The sequence below is a fragment of the Mesorhizobium sp. LNHC221B00 genome (assembly GCF_000502935.1).
Taxonomy (GTDB): domain Bacteria; phylum Pseudomonadota; class Alphaproteobacteria; order Rhizobiales; family Rhizobiaceae; genus Mesorhizobium; species Mesorhizobium opportunistum.
This window is the reverse complement of sequence record NZ_AYWR01000006.1, coordinates 22061-43443: the sequence shown is the minus strand read 5'-3', so window position 1 is coordinate 43443 and position 21383 is coordinate 22061. Positions and strand designations below refer to the sequence as shown.

Here is a 21383-nt window from a genome sequence, read left to right as displayed (position 1 = left end):
GTTCAAGGAGCCGCGTCATGGCCGGTTATGATTACGATCTCTTCGTCATCGGCGGCGGTTCCGGCGGGGTGAGGGCGGCACGCGTCGCCGCCGCACTCGGCAAGCGCGTCGGCATCGCGGAGGAGTACCGGTTCGGCGGCACCTGCGTCATCAGGGGGTGCGTGCCGAAGAAGCTCTATGTCTATGCCTCGCAATTTCCGGAGCATTTTGCCGATGCGGCCGGCTATGGCTGGACCGTGCCGGAAGCCACTTTCGACTGGCAGACGCTGGTCGCCAACAAGGATCGCGAGATCAGCCGGCTGGAGGCGATCTACAAGAAGAATGTCGAGGGCTCCGGCGGCGAGACCTTTCACTCGCGGGCGGTGATTGTCGACCCACATGTGATCCATCTTCTGGGCGAAGACCGCACCGTCACCGTCGACCAGATCCTGATCGCCACCGGCGGCCGTCCGGCGGCGCATCCGGCGCTGCCCGGCCACGAGCACTGCATCTTTTCCAATGAGGCCTTCGACCTCAAGGAGCTGCCGAAGGCGATCATGATCGAAGGCGGCGGCTATATCGCGGTCGAGTTCGCCAACATCTTCCACGGCCTCGGCGTCGATACCACGCTGGTCTATCGCGGCAAGGAAATCCTCAGCCGCTTCGACATGGATCTGCGCCGCACGCTGCACGAGACCATGGAGAAGAAGGGGATCAAGATACTCTGCCATTCTGTGACCGAGTGGGTGCGCAAGCGCCCGGACGGCCGGCTCGACGCCCTTCTCACCAGCGGCAAGACGCTGACGGTCGACCAGGTGATGCTGGCCATCGGGCGTATCCCCAACACCGAGAACATGGGCCTTGAAGGCATCGGCATCGAGATGACCCCTGTCGGCGCGATCAAGGTTGACGATTATTCCCGCACCAACATCGACAACATCTGGGCGATCGGCGACGTCACCAACCGCGTGCAGCTGACGCCGGTGGCGATCCACGAAGCGATGTGCTTCGTGGAGACGGCATTCAAGGACAACCCGAGCGCACCCGACCACGACACGATCGCGACCGCCGTCTTTTCACAGCCGGAAATCGGCACGGTGGGCCTGTCGGAGGATGAAGCCGTCAAGCGTTTCGCCGATGTCGAGATCTACCGCGCCAGCTTCCGGCCGATGCGTCATACGCTGTCGGGCCGCGACGAGAAAATGCTCATCAAGCTGGTGGTCGATGGCGCTTCGCGAAAAGTGCTCGGCGCCCACATATTGGGGCCGGATGCCGGCGAAATGGCGCAGCTGCTCGGCATTCCGCTGAAGGCGGGACTGACCAAGTATGATTTCGACCGCACCATGGCCGTGCACCCGACCGCGGCGGAAGAGCTCGTCACCATGTACAAGCCGACATACCGTGTGAAGAACGGCGAGCGCGTCTGACACGTTTCGTCCGCCGTCTGGCGCTTGCGGTCAAGGGAGCCATCGATGTCCGGGACCACCATTTCCACACCGCTTGACGGTGGTTTTGGCGGACGTGTCGATCAGGTCGTCGACCGGGCCATCGAGGACGGGCGCATTGTCGGCGCCATGATCCTTGTCGCCCGGCGTGGCGAAATCCTCTACAGCCGCGCCGCCGGCCTTGCCGATCGCGAGACGAACAAACCGATGACGGCGGATGCGATCTTCCGGCTGTCGTCGGTGACCAAACCCGTGGTCGCGACGGCGGCTCTTACCCTGGTCGAAGCGAATGTCATCCGCCTCGACGATCCCATATCGAAGTATATCCCTGAATTCCGCCCGAAGCTGGCTGATGGCAGCGAGCCCGTCATCACCCTCCGGCAGCTGCTGACGCACACCGCCGGCCTGAGCTACGGTTTCCGGCAACCGGCGGACGGCCCCTATCATCGCGCCGGCGTCTCCGACGGCCTCGACCAGCCCGGCCTCTCCATGGCCGAGAATCTCGACCGTATCGCCTCGGTGCCGCTGTCCTACGAGCCGGGAACCGGCTGGGGCTATTCGGTGGCGATGGATGTGCTGGGCGAGGTGATGGCGAGGGCCACCGGCGTTTCCTTGCCGGAGCTGGTCGATCGCCTGGTCGTCCAGCCGCTCGGCATGCATGACGCATCCTTTGCCGTGCGCGATCGATCCCGGCTGGTGACGCCCTATGCCGATGGGCCGGGCAAGGCCGTCGCGATGGGCTCGTATCATCGCGTGCCCTTCGCCGACGGTTTCATCGCATTCTCGCCCGCCCGCGTCTTCGACCCTGCTTCCTTCGCCTCGGGTGGCACCGGGATGAATGGCACGGCAAGCGATGTCCTCAAGCTGCTCGAAGCGCTGCGTTCGGGCGGTAGCCCGGTCATCCGTCCCGAAACGGCGGCGGCGATGACCAGGGACGCGATACCAGGTATTGAAACCACCATGCCCGGCTGGGGCTGGGGGCTCGGATTTGGCGTCCTGCGCGACCCGCTCGCAGCATCAACGCCCCAGACCGCCGGCACCTGGCGCTGGGGCGGTGTCTACGGTCATTCCTGGTTCGTGGATCCGGCATTGGATCTGACCGTGGTGGTGCTGACCAACACGGCGATAGCAGGCATGATGGGCGTCTTTCCCGACGCACTCCGCGACGCCATCTACGGCAGGCAGGTCTAAGGTCATTTCGGGGAAGAGAGGGTTCCGCCGCCGGCGACTGCCAGCGGCGGAAAGCGTTGACGCTGCTACAGCAACGTGCCGCGCAGGATCACCAGCGCCACCGAGAAATAGATCACCAGCCCGGTGACATCGACCAGCGTGGCAACAAATGGCGCCGATGCGCTGGCCGGGTCGAAGCCGATCCGTTTCAAGGCGAACGGCAGCATCGACCCCGACAGGGAACCGAAGGTGACGATGCCGACCAGCGCCGCGCCGACGGTCGTAGCGATCAGCGGCCAATGCGGGCCGTAATCGTAGAAGCCCATATATTGCCAGAGCGCGATGCGGCAGATGCCGACCACGCCGAGCATGGCGCCGAGCACGAGGCCGGTCGGCAGTTCGCGCAGCGCCACCCGCCACCAGTCGCCCAAGCCGATCTCGCGCAACGCAAGCGCCCGGATGACCAGGGACGTCGCCTGCGAGCCGGAATTGCCGCCGGAGCTCATGATCAGCGGGATGAACAGGGTGAGCACGATCGCCTTCTCCAACTCGCCCTCATAGCTTTGCATGGCGTTCGCCGTCAGCATCTCGCTGATGAACAGCGCGCAAAGCCAGCCACCCCGCTTCCTGATCATGGCGAGGAAGCTCATCTTCATGTAAGGCTCGTCGAGCGCTTCCATGCCACCGAAACGGTGCACGTCCTCGGTCGTCTCCTCGATCATCGTGTCGATGATGTCGTCGATGGTGACGATGCCGAGGATCTTGCCATGGTCGACGACGGGAACGGCGAGCAGATCGTATTTGGAGATCGTCTGCGCCAGGGTTTCACGATCGGTCAGCGGGGTGACCGTCACCGGCATGCGATCCGGCGCCACGGACATGATCGAGTCATCGGGTTCGCCGGTGATCAGCCGGCGCAGGCCGGTCGAGCGCACCAGGAGATGCGTTTGCGGATCGACGATGTAGATCGCGTAGACGGTTTCGCGTGTCCGCTCGACCTTGCGGATGTAGTCGAGCGTGCGCCCGACGGTCCAGTCCGAAGGGACGCTGACGAACTCCGTCGTCATGATCGACGCGGCGCTGCCTTCGGGATAACCCAGGATGGAAAGCAGGGTCGCGCGCAGCGGCGGCGCCAGCGCACCGAGGAGTGCCGAGCGTGCCGGTTCATCGAGCTCACGCAGGATGTCGGCCGCGCGGTCGACGGACATGGCGGTAAGCAGCTTGCTTGCCTTGGGGCGGGGCAAGGCCTCCACGAGTTCGGACGCGCCATCGAGCTCCGGCTGATCGAAAATCTCGACCAACCGCTCGAACGGCACCTCGCAAAGCAGCTCGGTCGCTGTTTCGCGCGGTTCGTGATTGAGTGCCTCGACCACGTCGGCGACATGGTCGTTGGCAAGGATGCGGGCGATGGCGACGGCCTCGTCGTCCGCTACGGGAAAAAAATCGTTCATGGTTCACTCCTTGCCGTCCGGCAGGACATGAACCGTTCAGGTCACGTCTAGGCGGACGGCGGTTGCGTTCGACTAATACTGTCGCCAGGCATGGCGCGGTGACCTTTCCGCTTGCGGGTTTGCGTTTCGACTATCTGCAAGCCGGCGCAACATAGAAGCGCGCTTTGCCGAGTCAATCATCGTGAGGGAGGAAAACGGCGCCTGACGGCTCCGATCGCGAGACTGTGATCACCGACCGCCGCCAGGCGCGGCAAGTCTCGGTGAAAGCGTCGTTATTTCTGCTTCAGCCGGCGCGGGAACCGCAGCCATTTGTCTTCGACCGGCCGCGGCTGCGCGAGGATCGTGGTGAGTTCGACAGGCAGGCTCGGAGCCAGGGGCTTCTTGGAGGCGACGCCATCGGCGATCAGCACCATCGAGTGGTAGAACTCGGTGCCGGCAACGGATCTCGGCGCCACGGCTTCGTGCATGACGCTGATCACCGTGACATCGGGGCAGTTGTCCTTGATGGCCTGATGGAAGGCAATCTTGCCGTCGGGATCGAGCGCGCCGGTCGCTTCGTCGAGGAACAGCAGCCCCGGCTGCTGCAGGATGATGCGCGCCACCACCAGCTTCTGTTTCTGGCCGCCCGAGAGAACCTGATCCCAGCTTTTGCCCTCACGGTGCTCGTTGGCCATGTGCTCGATGAAGTCGCCAAGGCCGGCCTTGTGCAGCGCCGCGGCTACCTGTGCGTCGCCATGGTGGTATTCGGAGCCCGGCAGGCAGACCAGCTGTTTCAGCGACACCTGCTGAAGCTTGACCTCCTGGGCGGCATAAAAACTCTTCACCCCTTCGGGGAAGACGATCGTGCCGCGGCCATAGGGCCACAGGCCATTGATCGCCTTGATCAGCGAGGTCTTGCCGCAACCGGACTCGCCCTTCAGGAACGTCCACTCGCCGCGCCGGAAGCGCAGGTTGGCGGCACTGAGGAACGGCGTTGCATCCTCGCCCTGATGCGCCAGTTCGAGTTTCTGGATGGTCAGGCCGAAGACCGGATTCTGGCTGGCGTAGTGGAAGTCGGAGCGGCCGGTCTGGCTGTAGAATTCCTGCGGATGCTGAACCGTCTCGATCGCATTCGCGAGCTCGGTGACACGCTGGCTGTTGGCGCGCAGCGTGGCGATCGCCGGCATGACATGGATGAACCACGAACACTGGCCGATCAACGAATTGACCAGTTCTGAGCCGGTTATGTAGCCCTTGAGGTCAAGGCCATTATGGATGAACGGCACGAGGCCTGGGCCGTAGGCGACAATGCGGGCGCCGATGAAATTGTAGATCAGCTCGAACGACATATAGACGGTGTTGACGATGTTCAGCCGCGACCAGGTTCCGTCGATGTCGACATAGAGCCGGCGATGCATGCTCTTCTGCACACCTTCACCGTGGGATGCCGCGACATGGAAGCTGCGGCGCAGGAACGTCGTCAGCTCGCCGCGGTAGCTGCCTTCGGCCTGCTGCATGCGAACGTTGAGGCGCTCGAGCAGGCTTCCGAGCCGGACCGCGATCCATGTGTTCAACGGCACGTAGGTGGCGACCGCCAGGAAGGCCAGGACGGCACTGCCATAGCTGCCGAGGAACTCGAGCCCCTTCACCTCGACGGAGTTTTCAAGCAGCTTCTGGCCGACGAAATAGAGCGAGGTGGCGACGCCAAGCACACCCATGGCCAGCCCAATGGCGCCGCCGGTCATGTCCTTGATCGATTCCTGGATGCGCTGGTCGATGTTGTCGGGAGCAGGCGTGCTGCCGCCGGTCGACGCATGCTGGGCATGGAAATGCGTGTGGTTGCCGTCGAGCAGCGCCTCGTTGAAACGGCTGTCCAGCCAACCGCGCCATTTGCGGTGCAAGGTTACCGAGACAAGGTTGCGGACGCCCGTGAAGCCGGCGTCCTTGAGCACCACCAGCAATACGAGGATGCCGGCGTTGACCAGCAGGGTTCGCAGTGGGGTGGTGTTAGCGGCGTCGTGGAAGAAGGCGATCGAATTGACCAGTTCGCCAGACGCTTCGGCGAACCAGACGCCTGCCTTGCTGGATGCCGCGGTCAGCAGTGCGATCACCACCGTCAGCGTCCAGGCTTCCTTCCAGCGATCCGAGATCCAGTAGGCTCGCATGAGCCCCCAGAAACTGCGCATCGAGGATACCGGCGTCAAAAGCGACTGCCCTGCGGCGCCGCGGTGTAGTCCATCCGGTACTGACTCCTGCGATCGTCTGCCGATCCGAATCACGATCCCGCCCAAACCTTTTTTCTTTTGTTACGGATGGTAACACCAATTGATCATTTTCTATTAATTTTTGTAGGGGGTCAGCCGGATTGTGGTGGCGAGCGTGTCGGCAAGGCAACAGGACGGGCTTTCCCAGCGTCGCGCGGAAGCCGACCAAAGGGCAATTTAACGTAATGATTTCAAATGATTACCCGATGGCGAGGCGAGACGTCTCCACCTTCCCTTGGGGAAAGCATTACACGGTATCGTTACTTCTTTTGGCTTACCCGGCAGGCCGATTTTTAGCGGCGGACCATCCGAATTTGCGAAAACACGCCGTGCTGGATGCCTGATTCCTTGCCGCCGGTTATCTTTGCTGGCAGCCGGAAATGGCCCGGATCGGCTCAGCCGACCATATCCAACTCGCCACGCGCCTTGGCGGCCGCCACCTGACGGATCGCGTCGGCCAGGGTGGCGGCATCCTGCGCGCCCATCACGGCATATTTGCCTTCGAGCAGGAAGCACGGCACGCCCGATATGCCCATGCGCGCGGCGGTAGCGATCTCGGTGCGCACCGCCTCGACATCGGCGTCGGTCGGCAGCAGTGTCTCCGCGACAGACGCATCCATGCCGGCCTCGCGGGCGGCCTCGATCAGGACGGCATGGTCACCAATGTTGACGCCTTCCTCGAAATTCAACTGGAACAGGCGGCGCACCAGACTGTTCTGTACGGCCTCACCGGCGGCGCCGGCCCAGCGGATCAGGCGATGCGCGTCCAGAGTGTTGGGCGCCACCTTGATGGCGTCGAAGGCAAAGGAAATGCCCTCGGCCTCGCCAAGTGGCTCGATGCGGGCGTGAATTTCACGAATGCGCTCATCGCTGCCGAACTTGGCCAGCATGTATTCACGGCGATCCTTGCCATGGGGCGGAATGGTCGGATCGAGCTGGAATGGCCGCCAGCGTATGTGCACTTCGACATCGCCGGCCGCGGCGACCGCCTTGTCCAGCCGCTTCTGGCCAATGAAGCACCACGGGCAGACGACGTCCGACACCACATCGACGGTAATGGCGTTCGCTTCGCTCATCTCGATCTCCGGATTTTCAGTTCGGCTTGCGCCACCAGCTTGGCAGTTGATAACCGAATATGGGCGTCTTCTTCGGATGTTCCAGATAATTCCAGTAGGCAAGCCATTGCTGCGTGTTGTACTGCATCGGCACCATATAATTGCCCGAGATCAGCAGCCGATCGAGGACGCGGACCGCGGCGACATAGTCTTCCTTCGAGCGGGCCCGCAGCATTGCCTCGATCGCGGCATCGATCGCCGGGTCGGCGACGCCGGCGAGGTTGAACGATCCTTCGGTCTTGGCGGCGTTGGACGACCAACGCCCGATCTGCTCGATGCCTGGGGAGAGCGAATTGTTGAAGCCGCTCGACCCGACCAGCACCTCGAAATCGAAACGCTGCTTGCGCGACTGGATCTGATCGCCGTCGAGGCTGCGGATGGTGACGTTGATGCCGATCTTCTCCAATGTGCGCTGGTAGATGCCGGCCAGGCGCTCCTCGTCTTGCGAAGAGGTCATGATCTCGAAACCGAATGGCTTGCCGTCGGGATCGAGCATCGTGCCGCCCTGCAGGTGGTATCCGATGCTTTTCAGGAGATCGAAAGCCGTCTTCAACACCTTGCGGTCCTGGCCCGAACCATCGGTCACCGGCGGTCTCCAGGTGCCGTCCATCACGTCGGACGGCACACGGCCGGGGTAGGGCGCCAGCAGCGCCTTTTCCCTGTCGTCGGCCGGATGGCCGAGCGCGGACAGCTCGGAGTTCTGCCAATAGCTCATCGTGCGCGCGTATTTGCCGCCGAAAAGGTTCTTGTTGGCCCATTCGAAATCGTAAAGCATGCCGAGCGCGCGCCGAACCACCGGATTGGAGAACTTTGGCAGCCTGGTGTTGAACAGAAACCCGGTCACCACAGGCGGAATGCCGGTGTCGAAGGTTTCAGAGACCACGTCGCCCTTATGGAACGCCGGGAAGTCGAGATCGCGCTCGCGCTTGACCGGATCGCCGTCATCGTCGATGGCGCAAAGGCCCTTCTTGAACGCTTCGAGCTTGGCGTTGGCGTTGAGGAAATATTCGATGGTTATCTGGTCGTAATTGTCGAAGCCGCGCTTGGCGGGAACGTCCTTGCCCCAGTAGTCGGGATTGCGCTTGAAGACGACGCGCTGGCCGGGCTGCACCTGCGCGATCGTGTAGGGACCGCTGCCGATCAACGGCTTCAGCGTCGTCCTGTCGAACGTGTCCATGGCGAAGGCGTGCCTGGGGATGATCGGCGTCAGCGCGATGATCAGTGGAAACTCGCGATCAGCCTTGTCGTTGAAGGTGAAGCGTACGCTGTGGTCGCCGGTCTTTTCCAGCTTGGCGATCCTGGCCATGCGGTCGCTGTAGGGCGGACGGCCTTTCTGCGTGTAGGCATCATAGGTGAACAGCACGTCTTCGGGTGTCACCGGCTGCCCGTCGGACCATTTTGCCTTCGGGTTGAGATGGAATTCAATGCTCTTGCGCTCCGGGTCCATGTCGGCGCTGTCCGCCAGCAGCCCATAGAGGGTAAAGGCCTCGTCCGCATTGCGCTGCATCAGCGGCTCGAAGACCAGGTTGCCGAAGATCGTGTCCATCATGCCGCGCGCCGTCGTGCGCAGGCTCTTCAGGATGAAAGGGTTGAGGTTGTCGAAGCTGCCGACGACGCAATAGGTGATGTTGCCACCCTTCGGCGCGTCGGGATTGACGTAGCTGAAATGGGTGTAGTCCGGCGGCAGGGCCGGTTCGCCCTGCATCGCAATGGCGTATTTAGGCGCCGAAAGCGCTGACTGCGGCAGGGTGAGAAACGATATCGCGGTGATCAGCCAAACAAGAACGCGGCCCATGACCGTCTCCTTAACAGGTCGGCTTGATGATTCGATGCGCACACTAGCATGAGGCGGCTGCGTGCCGGCCAATGGTGTCATCAAGAATTACAAGTGGGCGGGCTGGATTCGACACCGCTTGCAGTGTAACACGCCGTCCGAAGTCATTCTGTTGCCTCATTTCGGCAACAGGTAGCTGGACCACGCGGCGCGAAGAAGCCGGTCCCGGGATTATTTGAGAGGAAGTGCACGACATGACGAGCCTGAACAGCAATGCGTACCGCCTTTCGGTCATGGCCGCGGGCGTGGTCGGCTTTCTGGGTGCAGGGCTTCCCGCTGCTTCCGCTCAGCAGCAGCCGCAGATTCCACAGGGCTGGTTCAAGGCCTGCACCAAGCAGGAAGACGTCGACATCTGCAACGTCCAGAATATCGTCACCGCCGGCAACGGCCAGCTCGTCACCGGTGTCAGCCTGATCGAGCTCAAGGGCAAGGTGAACCGCAAGGTGTTCCAGGTGACGGTCCCGACCGGTCGCCTCGTGCCTCCCGGCATCGGCCTGCAGATCGACACCGGCAAGGCGCAGAAGCTCGACTATGTCATCTGCTTCCCGGACCGTTGCGTGGCCGAAGTGCCGCTGACCGACCAGCTTGTCGCCTCGTTCAAGAAGGGCCAGGGGATCACGCTGACTTCGATCAATTTCCAGAACCAGGCCAACCCGATCAAGATCGCGCTGCAAGGCTTCAGCGGCGCCTATGACGGCCCGCCGCTGCAGCAGTCGGACATCGAGGACCGTCAGAAGAAGCTGCAGGACTTCGTCGCCAAGAACAACCAGGACTTCGCCAAGAAGCTCAAGGACGAACAGGACAAGGCGAAAACCGCCAACTGATCACCGGCATCGGGCCAATATCGAAGCCAAAGAAAAAGCGGGGTCATGCCCCGCTTTTTTCGTTCCTGACCGCATCCGGAATGCCGGAAAATCAGTGCCTGGACTGCCGTTTCGGCTCGTAGCGCCCATCCGGCCTCTTGTCGAACATCTCCTTGATCTGCGGATGACGAACCGGCTCGCCCGACTGATCCGCCAGCAAATTCTGCTCGGATACGTAAGCGATGTATTCGGTTTCAGAATTCTCGGCGAGCAGATGGTAGAATGGCTGATCCTTGCGTGGCCGCACGTCCGCGGGGATGGCCTCGTACCATTCGTCGGTGTTGGCGAATTGTGGATCGACGTCGAAAATGATGCCACGAAACGGAAACAACCGGTGGCGAACCACCTGTCCGATCGCGAATTTGGCCGTTTTCATCGTACTCACCACTGAATTCCTTGGCTTTATTTGGCGCAGACTCCGAGTCAATTCAATCCCGAAGCGTTTTTAGCGTCTTCAAGCTACGCAGCGCGCGGAGCAAAGTTTTTGATTGAAGTCGCGATATCGCGGCAAAATCCGCAAGATCGCTAGTTTCGCCGCACCGGCTTTCGCAGGCCACCCGCAAGTGCTGCAAAGCCGCTGCCGGGACGAAGTCCCTCGCGCATGAAAAAGGCACGCAGCGGTGCAACGCCCCCGAGCACGCCGAGACCGGCACCGCGCGCCATCTGCGCCGGCAGCATGTCGGAAAGCAGCGACATGTTGAGCAGATTGACAGCGCTGCTGCGCGCCAGAATGTCAGGCCGGCGTTTGAAGTCGTAAGCGGCCAGCGCCTTGGCCGTGCCAGGGTCGTCACGATTTTCACTCGCGATTCCAACAAGATCGTCAATGTCCCTGATGCCCAGGTTGAGACCTTGCGCGCCGATCGGCGGGAACACATGGGCGGCCTCGCCGACAAGCGCCACCCGATGCCGGGCAAAGCGCAGGGGGGTCACGGTCGAAAGCGGATAAATCTGGCGGCCCGGCTCCACGGTCACCCGGCCCAGCATCGACCGCATCTGCTGCTCGACCCGCAACGAGAGCGCTGCGTCGTCCAATGCAGCCAGTTCCCTGGCGGTCTCCGGCTTGACCACCCAGACGAGGCTCGAGCGATCGCCGGGCAGCGGAACCTGCGTGAACGGACCAGTCTCTGTATGGAACTCCGTCGAGGTGAAAGCGTGGTCGCGGCTATGATGGAAGTTCAGGACGAGCGCGGCTTGAGGATAGGAGCGCGACGCGATCGAAATGCCCGCTGCCTCGCGGGCGGGCGACAGGCGCCCATCGGCGGCGACCGCCAGCGACGCTCCGACCTCGCTGCCGTCGGCGAGGGCGGCATGGGCCATGTCTGCGTCGAGATGCCAGGTCTTGACCATCGACATCAGCCGTTCGATCCCGGGATGCGCGGCAACCTTGCTGGCCAGTGCTGGGCCGAAGACGGCGTTGGGCAGATTGAGCCCGAACTGGTCCTCATCGATCTCGCTGGCGCGGAAGGTGACGACGGGACTGCGGATCAGCCGGCTGGTCGCATCGACGATGCGCATCACTTTCAAGGGGGCGGCCTTGGGCTTGATGTCTTCGAGCACGCCGAGCCGCTCAAGCACCATCAAAGCGGGGTTCATCAGGGCCGTGGTGCGCCCATCGGGGACCGAAGCTTCCGGCCCGACGAGCGTTACCCGGAAACCGGCATCTGCGAAGGCAAGTGCCGCGATCAGCCCCGCCGGCCCTGTGCCGGCGACCAGTATCCCTGCTGTTTGCTTCCGCTCCAAGATCGGTTTCCGGCTTGCTGTGCAAGGCGGGCCACCCGGCCTGCCAGTTGCTGAGCATATAGGTCAGATCATGCGGCTTGATCAACGCGGCGATTCGGCCCATTCGGTTGCCATGACCGGCCACCAGGACGACTTCAGCCATCTCGACCGCGCCGGCCGCGCCATGGCCGACATTGCACGCAACCCGCGCTTGACGGTCAACGTCGTTGTCGGCGCTGGCATCGCGCTTGCCTGGCTGTTCCTGGCCGCGATGGCGATCCGGGGCGCCGAGACCGGCGGCAGCGCGCCCGGCGACGCTCTGCTGCGCCACCTGCCGCAACTGCCGCTGCCCGATGTCCTGGAACGGTTCTTCGCGCTCTGTCTGTCGCCGGCGCCGCTGGAGGGAAGCATCCGCCCGCGCGCCTTGGCGCTCGTCTTGATGTGGTTCCTGATGGCGATCGCGACGATGCTGCCTTCCGCGGCGCCGATGATCCGCACCTATTGCGAGATCGCCGATACGGCGCGGATCAAGGGGGACCCCGTCGTCCACCCGTTGGTGCTGGTCGCAGGGTACCTCAGCGTCTGGTTCGTCGCCTCGGCGATGTTCGCGGCGCTGACGCTTGCGGTGCATGCATCCGCCGCGTCCGGCCAGATGTACCATCCGGTGCTGGGCATCGCCGGCGCCTTCGCATTGCTGGTTGCCGGCCTTTACCAGTTCAGCGGTCTCAAGGAGGCCTGCTTGAAGAAATGCCGGAACCCGTTCTCGATCCTGTTTTCGAACTGGAGCGCGAGAGCCGTCCGCGTCTTCCGGCTCGGAATCGCGCAAGGCTTATGGTGTTTCGGCTGCTGCTGGGCGCTGATGCTCGTGATGTTCGCCGTTGGCGTCATGAACGTCTTCTGGATGGCGTTGATCGGTCTGTTCACCCTCATCGAAAAACAAACGGCGAGCCGTCTTCCAACCCGGCTAGCCGGTGCGATACTGCTTGTCTGGGCAGCCGCGCTGCTAGTAGTCTCGCTTCGAGTGGGGGAAATTCGATGACAGATCCGGGCTGGGCAATGAAAGGAGAGCTCGTACTCTCCTGCAATTGCACGGTTTTTTGCCCTTGCGTGTTGTCGCTTGGCAGTCATCCGCCAACCGAGGGCTATTGCCAGACCTGGGCGGGTTTCCGTATCGATGCCGGGCATTTCGGAGAGGTCGACCTCTCCGGCCTCAACCTGGGGCTGGTCATGGAAATCCCCGGCTACATGAGCCGCGGCAACTGGACCGCGGGCCTGTTCATCGACAAGCGCGCCTCGATTTACGCCGTCAAGGCGCTGACCAAGATCTTCACCGGCAAGGCGGGCGGGACAACGTCGCTGCTGTCGATCCTCGTCGGAAAATTCCTGGGCGTCGAACAGGTCCCGATCACCTATGAGACGCGGGACAAGACGCGCATCTTCCAGATACCGAAGATCATCGACGGGGCGGTGACGCCGATAGCGGGCAAGGATCGCGAGAAGGATACCGTGATCAGCAATTCAGAATACTGGATCGCGCCGGAGATCATCGTGGCCAAATCCGACAAGAGCAAGATGCGGGCCTTTGGCCGCAACTGGAACTTTGCCGGCCGCTCGGCCGAAATCTGCAAGCTGGATTGGCGGGGCCCGTGAGCAAGAACACAACGCCCAGGAATTTGGCGCCCAGGAATTTGGCGGCCAGGAATTCGGCGGCCAGGAAAGCCGCGAAGAAGATCACGGACCGGATTCCGCGGCCAAGGAAGAAGGTCACCTGGCCGCAGGCAAGGGCGTTCTCCGTCCATCTGCTGACGGCCTCGGGCTCGTTCCTTGCCTTCCTGTCGCTGGTGGCGGCGAGCGAGGAGCGCTGGACGGCTATGTTCTGGTGGCTCGGGCTGGCGCTGTTCGTCGACGGCATCGACGGGCCGATCGCCAGGAAGCTCGAGGTCAAGGAAATCCTGCCGACCTGGTCGGGCGAACTGCTCGACAACATCATCGACTACGTGACCTATGTGCTGATCCCGGCATTCGCACTTTACCAACGCGGCTTCATGGGCGAGGGCCTGTCGTTCCTGTCGGCGGCGATCATCGTCGTCTCCAGCGCAATCTACTATGCCGACACCGGCATGAAGACGAAGGAGAATTTCTTCAAGGGGTTCCCCGTCGTCTGGAACATGGTGGTGTTCACGCTGTTTGTCATCGAGCCGGGACAATGGGTTTCGTTCGCGGTGGTGGTGGTGGCCGGCATCCTGACCTTCGTCCCGATCAATTTCATTCATCCGGTGCGGGTGGTGCGGCTGCGGCGCATCAATCTCACAATGACGCTTTTGTGGTGCGCTTTCGGCGCGCTTGCGCTTGCGCAGGCGGCTCTCGCGGCCTTCTACGACCAGATCGGCGTGCTTGGCGAACAAGTCGGCACGTTCACCAAGATCGGCATTTCCGTTACCGGGCTTTACCTCGCCTGTATCGGTGGCATCATGCAGTTCTTTCCAAATCTTGGTGCCAAGAAGGCCTGACCAGCCCACGTCTCGAGGAAGCCCATCCATGTCCAAAGCGATCCGCATCCACGCCCATGGCGGCCCGGAAGTTCTGACCTACGAGGATGCCGATCCCGGCCAGCCGGGTTCGGGGCAGATCCTGGTCAAGCATACGGCGATCGGTCTCAATTTCATCGATGTCTATCATCGCTCCGGCCTCTATCCGCCGCCGGGCGGATTTCCGCTCATTGCGGGCAGCGAGGCCGCCGGGGTGGTGCTGGAGGTGGGGCAGGACGTCGACTGGCTGAAGCCGGGCGATCGGATCGCCTATGCGGTGACGACAGGTGCCTATGCCGAGGAGCGCGTCATCGATGCCAGCCGGGTCGTCAAGGTTCCGGATGGCATCAGCGACGAACAGGCCGCGGCGATGATGCTGAAAGGCATGACCGCCGAATATCTCCTGCGCCGGACCTTCAAGGTGAAGGCAGGCGACACGATCCTGTTTCATGCCGCGGCCGGCGGCGTCGGGCTCATCCTCGGCCAATGGGCGAAACATCTGGGCGCAACCGTTATCGGCACGGCAAGCTCGACCGACAAGATCGAGCTCGCCAGGGCGCACGGCTTCGACCATGTCATCAATTACAAGGAACAGGATTTCGTCGCCGGCGTCGCGGCCATCACGGGCGGCAGGAAATGCGACGTCGTCTATGATTCGGTCGGCAACGACACATTTCCGGCCTCGCTCGACTGCCTGAGGCCGCTCGGCATGTTTGTCAGCTTCGGCCAATCCTCGGGGCCGATCCCGCCGTTCTCGATGTCGCTGTTGGCCCAGAAGGGCTCCTTGTTCGCCACGAGGCCGACGCTGTTCGTCTACAACGCAAAGCGCGAGGACCTTGACGCCTCGGCGGCGGCCCTGTTCGAGGTGGTGCTGAGCGGCGCCGTCGAGATCAAGATCAATCAGCGTTATGCGCTGAAGGATGCAGGCAAGGCGCACTCGGATCTCGAAGGCCGCAGGACCACCGGAACGACAATTCTCGTTCCTTAGTCCCGCCAGCCTTGTTATCCCTTGAATTTCCGCTGAAATTCTTGAAGCTCTTTCAAGACGCGTGCCGCTTTCCGTTGAGAGCCGGCGGCGCCTACCATGCTTGCGGGAACACAGAACATATCCGGCAATACGGATGGGAGGCACTGTGAGTGCAAATCATGATGGGGCGAACCTGCTCGAGGTTCGTGGCCTGACCAAGATATTCGGCACACTGACGGCGTGCGATCATATCGATCTCAACATCGCCAAAGGTGAAATCCACGCGCTGCTCGGCGAAAACGGGGCCGGCAAGTCGACGCTGGTCAAGATGCTGTTCGGTTCGCTGGAACCCAATTCCGGAGAGATTTTCTGGAACGGCCAGGCGGTCCGGATCACCAGCCCCGGTGTTGCGAAAAAGCTCGGCATCGGCATGGTGTTCCAGCATTTCTCGCTGTTCGAGGCGCTGACGGCGGCCGAGAACATCGCGCTGTCGCTGGATGACGGCTCGCCGATCAGCAGCATCGCCGCCAAGGCGAGGGCGCTTTCCTACAGCTACGGCCTGCCGCTCGATCCTGAATCGCTGGTCGGCGACCTGTCGGTCGGTGAGCGCCAGCGCATCGAGATCATCCGCTGCCTGCTGCAAACGCCGCAGCTCATCATTCTCGACGAGCCGACCTCGGTGCTGACGCCACAGGAGGCCGACAAGCTGTTCGAGACGCTGGAGCGGCTGCGCGCGGAAGGCAAATCGATCCTCTACATTTCGCACCGGCTGGAAGAGGTCAAACGCATCTGCGACCGCGCGACCGTGCTGCGGCACGGCAATGTGGTCGGCCACTGCAACCCGCGCGAGGAGACGGCGTCATCGCTGGCCCGCATGATGGTCGGCAACGAAGTGCAGGCCGTGGTGCGCGCGCCGGTCGAGGGGATCGAAACCGCACAGCCGCTGCTCGAAATCCGCAACCTTACCCGCAAACCGGCAACGCCGTTCTCCATTCCGCTCAAGAACATCAGCCTCAATGTCCGCGCCGGCGAGGTGATCGGTATCGCGGGCGTCGCCGGCAATGGCCAGGGCGAGTTCTTCGAATCCGTCTCGGGGGAAGTCCTGCAACAGGATTCTGCCTCGGTGCGCATCCGCGGCAAGGATGCCGGCGGCCTCACCATCACCGGGCGGCGGCTGCTGGGCGCCGCCTTCGTGCCGGAAGAGCGTCTCGGCCATGGCGCGGCACCGCGCATGAAACTTTCGGAGAACCTCCTGCTGTCGCGCCATGCAACCGACGGCAAGGCCTTTGTCGGCACCGGCGGCATGGTGAAGAGCGCTGCTGTCTACGCCGCCGCCCAACGCATCATCGAAGCGATGGATGTGCGCAAGAGCGCGCCGGATCCGGAAGCCGCGGCACTTTCGGGCGGCAATCTGCAGAAGTTCATCGTCGGCCGCGAGCTCGACCGCCGGCCCAGCGTCATGGTGGTCAACCAGCCGACATGGGGTGTCGATGCCGGGGCCGCCGCTCACATCCGGCAGGCGCTGATCGAACTGTCGCGCAGCGGATCGGCGGTGCTGGTCATCAGCCAGGATCTCGACGAGCTGTTCGAGATATCGGATGCCATCGCGGTCATGCACAATGGCGAACTTTCCAAGCCGCTGCCGATCGCCGAAGCAACCTTCGAGAAGGTCGGCTTGCTGATGGGCGGCGCCGAGCCCGGCCACGCCGAACACACGCTGGAGACGGCATGATGCGCCTCGAACTCGTCAAACGCCCGCAGCGCTCGGCGCTGTTTTCGGCACTCTCGCCGTTCATCGCCTTCGCGCTGACCATCATTGCCGGCGCGGTTCTGTTCGCGCTGCTCGGCGTCAACCCGCTGACCGCGTTCCGGATCTATTTCATCGAGCCGATCAGCCAGGTCTGGCAATTGCATGAGCTGGCGATCAAGGCGGCGCCGCTGATCCTGATCGGCGTCGGCCTGTCCGTCTGCTACAAGGCCAACATCTGGAACATCGGTGCCGAAGGCCAGTTCATCTTCGGTGCCATCTTCGGCTCTGCCATTCCGGTGCTGTTCCCGCAATTCGAAGGGCCGCTGGTCCTGCCGCTGATGCTTCTGCTCGGCATGGTCGGCGGCGCGGCCTATGCGGCGATCCCGGCGCTTTTGAAGACCAGGTTCAACACCAACGAAATCCTGACCAGCCTGATGCTGGTCTATGTCGCCCAACTCTTCCTCGATTGGCTGGTGCGCGGCCCATGGCGCGATCCGCAGGGCCATGGTTTTCCGCAGACGATCCAGTTCGGCGACTCGGCCGTTCTGCCGGAACTGATGCCGGATGCCGGACGCGCCAATTGGGGTTTCGTCTTCGCGCTGGTTGCCGCGGTGCTGATCTGGATCCTGATGGGCCGCATGCTGAAAGGTTTCGAGGTCCGCGTGCTCGGCTCCAGCCCGAGGGCAGGGCGCTTCGCCGGCTTCGGCCTCAGCCGGATGGTGTTCTTTGCCTTCCTGCTGTCGGGCGCGCTGGCAGGTCTGGCCGGCATCTCGGAAGTCGCCGGCGCCATCGGGCAATTGCAGCCGGTGATTTCGCCCGGCTACGGCTTCACCGCCATCATCGTGGCGTTCCTTGGCCGGCTCAATCCGCTCGGCATCGTCGCCGCCGGCCTGGTGCTGGCGCTGACCTATCTCGGTGGCGAGGCGGTGCAAAGCGCGCTCGGCNCTCGGCATTTCCGACAAGGTGGCGCGCGTCTTCCAGGGCATGCTGCTGTTCTTCGTGCTCGGCTGCGACACGCTCATCCATTACCGCATCCGCCTGATTGGCCTGGCGCTGACGAAACAGGAAGCCCCCGCAAAGCTCGAGGCCGCGCCAAAGTTGAAGGAAGCCCGCTGATGGACATCACCGTCAACATCCTCCTGACCATCGCCACGGCGGCGACGCCGCTGTTGATCGCGGCGATCGGCGAACTGGTGGTCGAACGTTCCGGCGTGCTCAATCTCGGCGTCGAAGGCATGATGATCATGGGCGCGGTCGGCGGCTTCGGCGCCGGCTACCTGACCGGCTCGCCCTGGATCGGCCTTTTGGCGGCGATCGCCATGGGGGCGGCGTTTTCGCTGCTGTTTGCCGTCATGACGCTGTCGCTGGCCACCAACCAGGTGGCGACCGGCCTGTCGCTGACGCTGCTCGGCCTCGGCCTCTCCGGCATGATCGGGACCAGCTTCGTCGGCCAGCCCGGCGTCAGGCTGCCCAATCTCGATATTCCCGGCCTCAGCTCCATACCCATCGTTGGCAGGCTGCTGTTCGGCCAGGACCCGATCTTCTACATCTCGATCGCGCTGACGGCCGCCGTGATGTGGTTCCTGTTCAAGACCCGCACCGGGCTGACGCTGCGCTCGATCGGCGACAGCCACACCTCTGCGCATGCGCTCGGCATCAAGGTCATCCGCTACCGCTACCTCTCGGTCATCTTCGGCGGCGCCTGCGCCGGCCTTGCAGGCGGCCATCTGTCGCTGGTCTATACGCCGCAGTGGGTCGAGAACATGAGCGCGGGCCGCGGCTGGATCGCGCTGGCGCTGGTGGTGTTCGCGTCATGGCGGCCGTGGCGGGTGCTGGCCGGCGCCTACATCTTCGGCGCGGTTTGGATCGGCCAGCTTCATGCACAGGCTTTTGGCATTCCAGTGCCCTCGCAGATGCTTTCTTCTCTGCCCTATCTGGCAACCGTCGTGGTTCTCGTTCTAATCTCGCGCAACAAGCGTCTGACGATGATGAACACGCCGGCATCCCTGGGGCAGCCATTCGTTCCGGATCGTTGACAATAATAAAAAACGGGAAGCTCCAAGGCTTAACACAGAGAGGTAACACAATGAAAAAACTGCTTATTGCCCTGATGACGACGACAGCGGCCTTGTCGCTGGCGGTGTCAGCGGAGGCTGCCGACAAGTTGAAGGCCTGCTGGGTCTACACCGGCCCGATCGGCGATTTCGGCTATTCCTACCAGCATGATCAGGGCCGGCTCGAAGTCGAGAAGGCGCTCGGCGACAAGGTCGAAACCGCGTATCTGGAAAACGTCTCCGAAGGCCCCGATGCCGACCGTGCCTTCGAGCGGCTGGCGCGCGAAGGCTGCAAGCTGATCTTCGGTACCTCCTTCGGCTTCATGGACGCCGAAGTGAAGGTCGCCAAGAAGTTCCCGAAGGTGATGTTCGAGCACGCCACCGGCTACAAGACCGCTGACAATCTCGGCATCTACAATGCGCGCTTCTATGAAGGCCGCTACGTGCTCGGCCAGATCGCCGCCAAGGAATCGAAGTCCGGCGTCGCCGGCTACATCGTTTCCTTCCCGATCCCGGAAGTCGTGATGGGCATCAACTCCTTCATGCTCGGCGCGCAGTCGATCAACCCGAACTTCAAGGCCAAGATCGTCTGGGTGAACTCATGGTTCGATCCGGGCAAGGAAGCGGATGCCGCCAAGGCCCTGTTCGACCAAGGCGCCGACATCATTGTCCAGCACACCGATTCGACCGCCGCCCTGCAGGTGGCCGAGGAGCGCAAGCTGCACGGCTTCGGCCAGTCTTCCGACATGATCAAGTTCGCGCCGAACGCGCAGCTGACCTCGCTGACGGACGAATGGGGTCCGTACTATATCAGCCGGGTCCAGGCGGCCATCGACGGCACCTGGAAGCCGGACAATGTCTGGCTCGGCATCAAGGACGGCGCGGTGAAGCTTGCGCCCTACACCAACATGCCCGACGACGTGAAGGCGATGGCCGAGGCGACCGAGAAGAAGATCGCCGGCGGCTGGAACCCCTTCACGGGACCGATCGCCAAGCAGGACGGCTCGGCATGGCTGAAGGACGGCGAAGTCGCCGACGACGGCACGCTTCTCGGCATGAATTTCTACGTCAAGGGTGTCGACGACAAGCTGCCGCAGTAAGCTTGCACGGATCTCGAACGGAAAGGGCGCCGCGCGGCGCCCTTTTTCATTCGGCGGGTTGGGTTCGGCCGGGGGCCGTCCGATATCTTGCCAGCACGGTTTCCACTGCGTGGCCAAGCCATGTCTTGAGCAGCCGTTGGGCGGGCCGTTCCCAGTAACGCCAGACCGCCCAGGAGGCGGCGAGCAGAACCGCGATGCAACCGAACGCCGCGAGCCATTTGCCAACCAACGGTGCGGCGGCATCGATGACGAGATAGCCAATGTTCTGGTGCAGGAGGTAGAGCGGGTAGGTCAGCCCGCCAAGCGCCATCGTCAGAGCGGACGGCCTGACATGATTGCGCAGCAGGACCGCGCCGATCAATGCGCCATGCATGACGACATTGGCGGCCCAGAGAGGGCGCTGCGAAACGGCGAGGCCATATTCGTTCAGCATCCAGTGCTGCGTCACGGAAAGCGTGCCGCAGGACAACAGGAACGCTGCGCCAAGCAGCAGCAACGCCGGCCACGACCGGCCGTGCGCATGCAGATGGTGGACCAGCACCCCCGCCGCGAAAAACGAGCCGAACTCGGTGATGAACAACAGCCTTGCCGCGTGACTGCCGACGAAGAATTCGTTCAATGCCGATATCGCCAGCCAGATGAAGATCAGCCCAAGCTTGCGCTTCTGAAAAACACCGGTGAGCAGGGCCAGCGTCACCCATCCGTAGAAAACCAGTTCAAGCACGATCGACCAGTAGACGCCGTCCATGAAAGGCTGGCCGAGGGCCGGCGCGAACATCGACAGATTGGCGGCATACTGTCTGAGAGAGGTTGCAAACAGCGGTGCACCGACCGAAGCGACGACGATGAAGGTGATCGTCATGCAAAACAGGAAGCCGGGATAGAGGCGAACGAAACGGGCGATCGCAAACTGGTGCCAGCTGCGGCTTTCCGCCGACCACGCGATGACGAAGCCGCTGATCAGAAAGAACAGATTGACGCCGAGGTAGCCGTAGATGGCGAATGGCGCGGCATCGGGATAGCCTACGGCAAGTACATCTTCGGCGGCCGCGCCACGAAAGAAATAGTGGAAGAGCACGACGGCAAGTGCCGCGGCCAGCCTGAGCAGGTCCAGCGTCGCGATGTATTCCTGCCCGGCAGGTCTGGTATCCATCCGAATTCCCGC

Annotated in this window: 17 protein-coding genes and 1 pseudogene; 11 read left to right on the top strand and 7 right to left on the bottom strand. The window is 62.7% G+C overall.

The features are described from left to right. Positions 1-17 precede the first annotated feature (17 nt). A complete protein-coding gene (gor, locus tag X741_RS156545; RefSeq protein ID WP_023777311.1) occupies positions 18-1406 on the top strand; it encodes a glutathione-disulfide reductase in 1389 nt (462 codons plus the stop codon). A gap of 45 nt (positions 1407-1451) precedes the next feature. After that, on the top strand, positions 1452-2615 hold the full coding sequence (locus X741_RS156550; RefSeq protein WP_023777310.1) for a serine hydrolase domain-containing protein: 1164 nt from the start codon (positions 1452-1454) through the stop codon (positions 2613-2615). Positions 2616-2680: 65 nt separating this feature from the next. Here X741_RS156550 and mgtE read toward each other — a convergent pair whose 3' ends face one another. The 4 genes from mgtE to X741_RS156570 all read right to left on the bottom strand — a co-directional run bounded on the left by mgtE (position 2681) and on the right by X741_RS156570 (position 9198). Continuing rightward, positions 2681-4045 carry a magnesium transporter gene (mgtE, locus tag X741_RS156555; RefSeq protein ID WP_023777309.1) on the bottom strand — a complete coding sequence of 455 codons (1365 nt, stop codon included), beginning with the start codon at positions 4043-4045 and terminating at the stop codon, positions 2681-2683. Between the two features lie 272 nt (positions 4046-4317). Then, positions 4318-6210 (bottom strand): ABC transporter ATP-binding protein/permease, encoded by a 1893-nt coding sequence (locus tag X741_RS156560; RefSeq protein WP_023777308.1) that lies wholly within the window; start codon positions 6208-6210, stop codon positions 4318-4320. Between the two features lie 473 nt (positions 6211-6683). Continuing rightward, positions 6684-7364 carry a DsbA family protein gene (locus X741_RS156565; RefSeq protein ID WP_023777307.1) on the bottom strand — a complete coding sequence of 227 codons (681 nt, stop codon included), beginning with the start codon at positions 7362-7364 and terminating at the stop codon, positions 6684-6686. Between the two features lie 16 nt (positions 7365-7380). Then, entirely contained in the window at positions 7381-9198 is a 1818-nt protein-coding gene (locus X741_RS156570) for an extracellular solute-binding protein (RefSeq protein WP_023777306.1), read from the bottom strand. Between the two features lie 233 nt (positions 9199-9431). Here X741_RS156570 and X741_RS156575 point away from each other — a divergent pair, with 233 nt between their 5' ends. Beyond that, a complete protein-coding gene (locus tag X741_RS156575) occupies positions 9432-10061 on the top strand; it encodes an invasion associated locus B family protein (RefSeq protein ID WP_013895584.1) in 630 nt (209 codons plus the stop codon). Between the two features lie 91 nt (positions 10062-10152). Here X741_RS156575 and hspQ read toward each other — a convergent pair whose 3' ends face one another. Together hspQ and X741_RS156585 are read right to left on the bottom strand one after the other, a co-directional pair. Continuing rightward, positions 10153-10476, bottom strand: a complete 324-nt coding sequence (gene hspQ / locus X741_RS156580) for a heat shock protein HspQ (protein ID WP_023767703.1) — start codon at positions 10474-10476, stop codon at positions 10153-10155. 149 nt (positions 10477-10625) lie between these two features. Beyond that, on the bottom strand, positions 10626-11840 hold the full coding sequence (locus X741_RS156585) for a UbiH/UbiF family hydroxylase (protein WP_023777305.1): 1215 nt from the start codon (positions 11838-11840) through the stop codon (positions 10626-10628). A 70-nt stretch (positions 11841-11910) separates the two neighbouring features. Between X741_RS156585 and X741_RS156590 the strand changes: the two genes are divergently transcribed. The 8 genes and pseudogenes from X741_RS156590 (at position 11911) to X741_RS156620 (ending at position 20218) form a co-directional block, all read left to right on the top strand. After that, positions 11911-12858 (top strand): DUF2182 domain-containing protein, encoded by a 948-nt coding sequence (locus X741_RS156590; RefSeq protein WP_023777304.1) that lies wholly within the window; start codon positions 11911-11913, stop codon positions 12856-12858. Next, entirely contained in the window at positions 12855-13469 is a 615-nt protein-coding gene (locus tag X741_RS156595) for a DUF1326 domain-containing protein (protein ID WP_023777303.1), read from the top strand. The genes X741_RS156590 and X741_RS156595 overlap by 4 nt, the downstream gene beginning before the upstream one ends. A gap of 80 nt (positions 13470-13549) precedes the next feature. After that, positions 13550-14329: a phosphatidylcholine synthase gene (pcsA, locus tag X741_RS156600; RefSeq protein ID WP_280801318.1), complete on the top strand. Its 780-nt coding sequence runs from the start codon at positions 13550-13552 to the stop codon at positions 14327-14329. Between the two features lie 28 nt (positions 14330-14357). Then, positions 14358-15335: a quinone oxidoreductase gene (locus X741_RS156605; protein WP_023777302.1), complete on the top strand. Its 978-nt coding sequence runs from the start codon at positions 14358-14360 to the stop codon at positions 15333-15335. Between the two features lie 133 nt (positions 15336-15468). Continuing rightward, on the top strand, positions 15469-17046 hold the full coding sequence (locus tag X741_RS156610) for an ABC transporter ATP-binding protein (RefSeq protein ID WP_023777301.1): 1578 nt from the start codon (positions 15469-15471) through the stop codon (positions 17044-17046). Next, positions 17043-18180 (top strand): annotated as a pseudogene (locus tag X741_RS01000000166445) (ABC transporter permease). Before X741_RS156610 ends, X741_RS01000000166445 begins: the two are co-directional and overlap by 4 nt. Further along, positions 18180-19100 carry an ABC transporter permease gene (locus X741_RS156615; RefSeq protein ID WP_023777300.1) on the top strand — a complete coding sequence of 307 codons (921 nt, stop codon included), beginning with the start codon at positions 18180-18182 and terminating at the stop codon, positions 19098-19100. Before X741_RS01000000166445 ends, X741_RS156615 begins: the two are co-directional and overlap by 1 nt. 50 nt (positions 19101-19150) lie before the next feature. Further along, complete coding sequence (locus tag X741_RS156620) at positions 19151-20218, top strand: BMP family ABC transporter substrate-binding protein (protein ID WP_023767712.1); 1068 nt, start codon at positions 19151-19153, stop codon at positions 20216-20218. A gap of 46 nt (positions 20219-20264) precedes the next feature. On the opposite strand, the gene X741_RS156625 is transcribed toward X741_RS156620, so the two are convergent. Continuing rightward, positions 20265-21371 carry an acyltransferase gene (locus X741_RS156625; RefSeq protein ID WP_023777299.1) on the bottom strand — a complete coding sequence of 369 codons (1107 nt, stop codon included), beginning with the start codon at positions 21369-21371 and terminating at the stop codon, positions 20265-20267. Positions 21372-21383 lie beyond the last annotated feature (12 nt).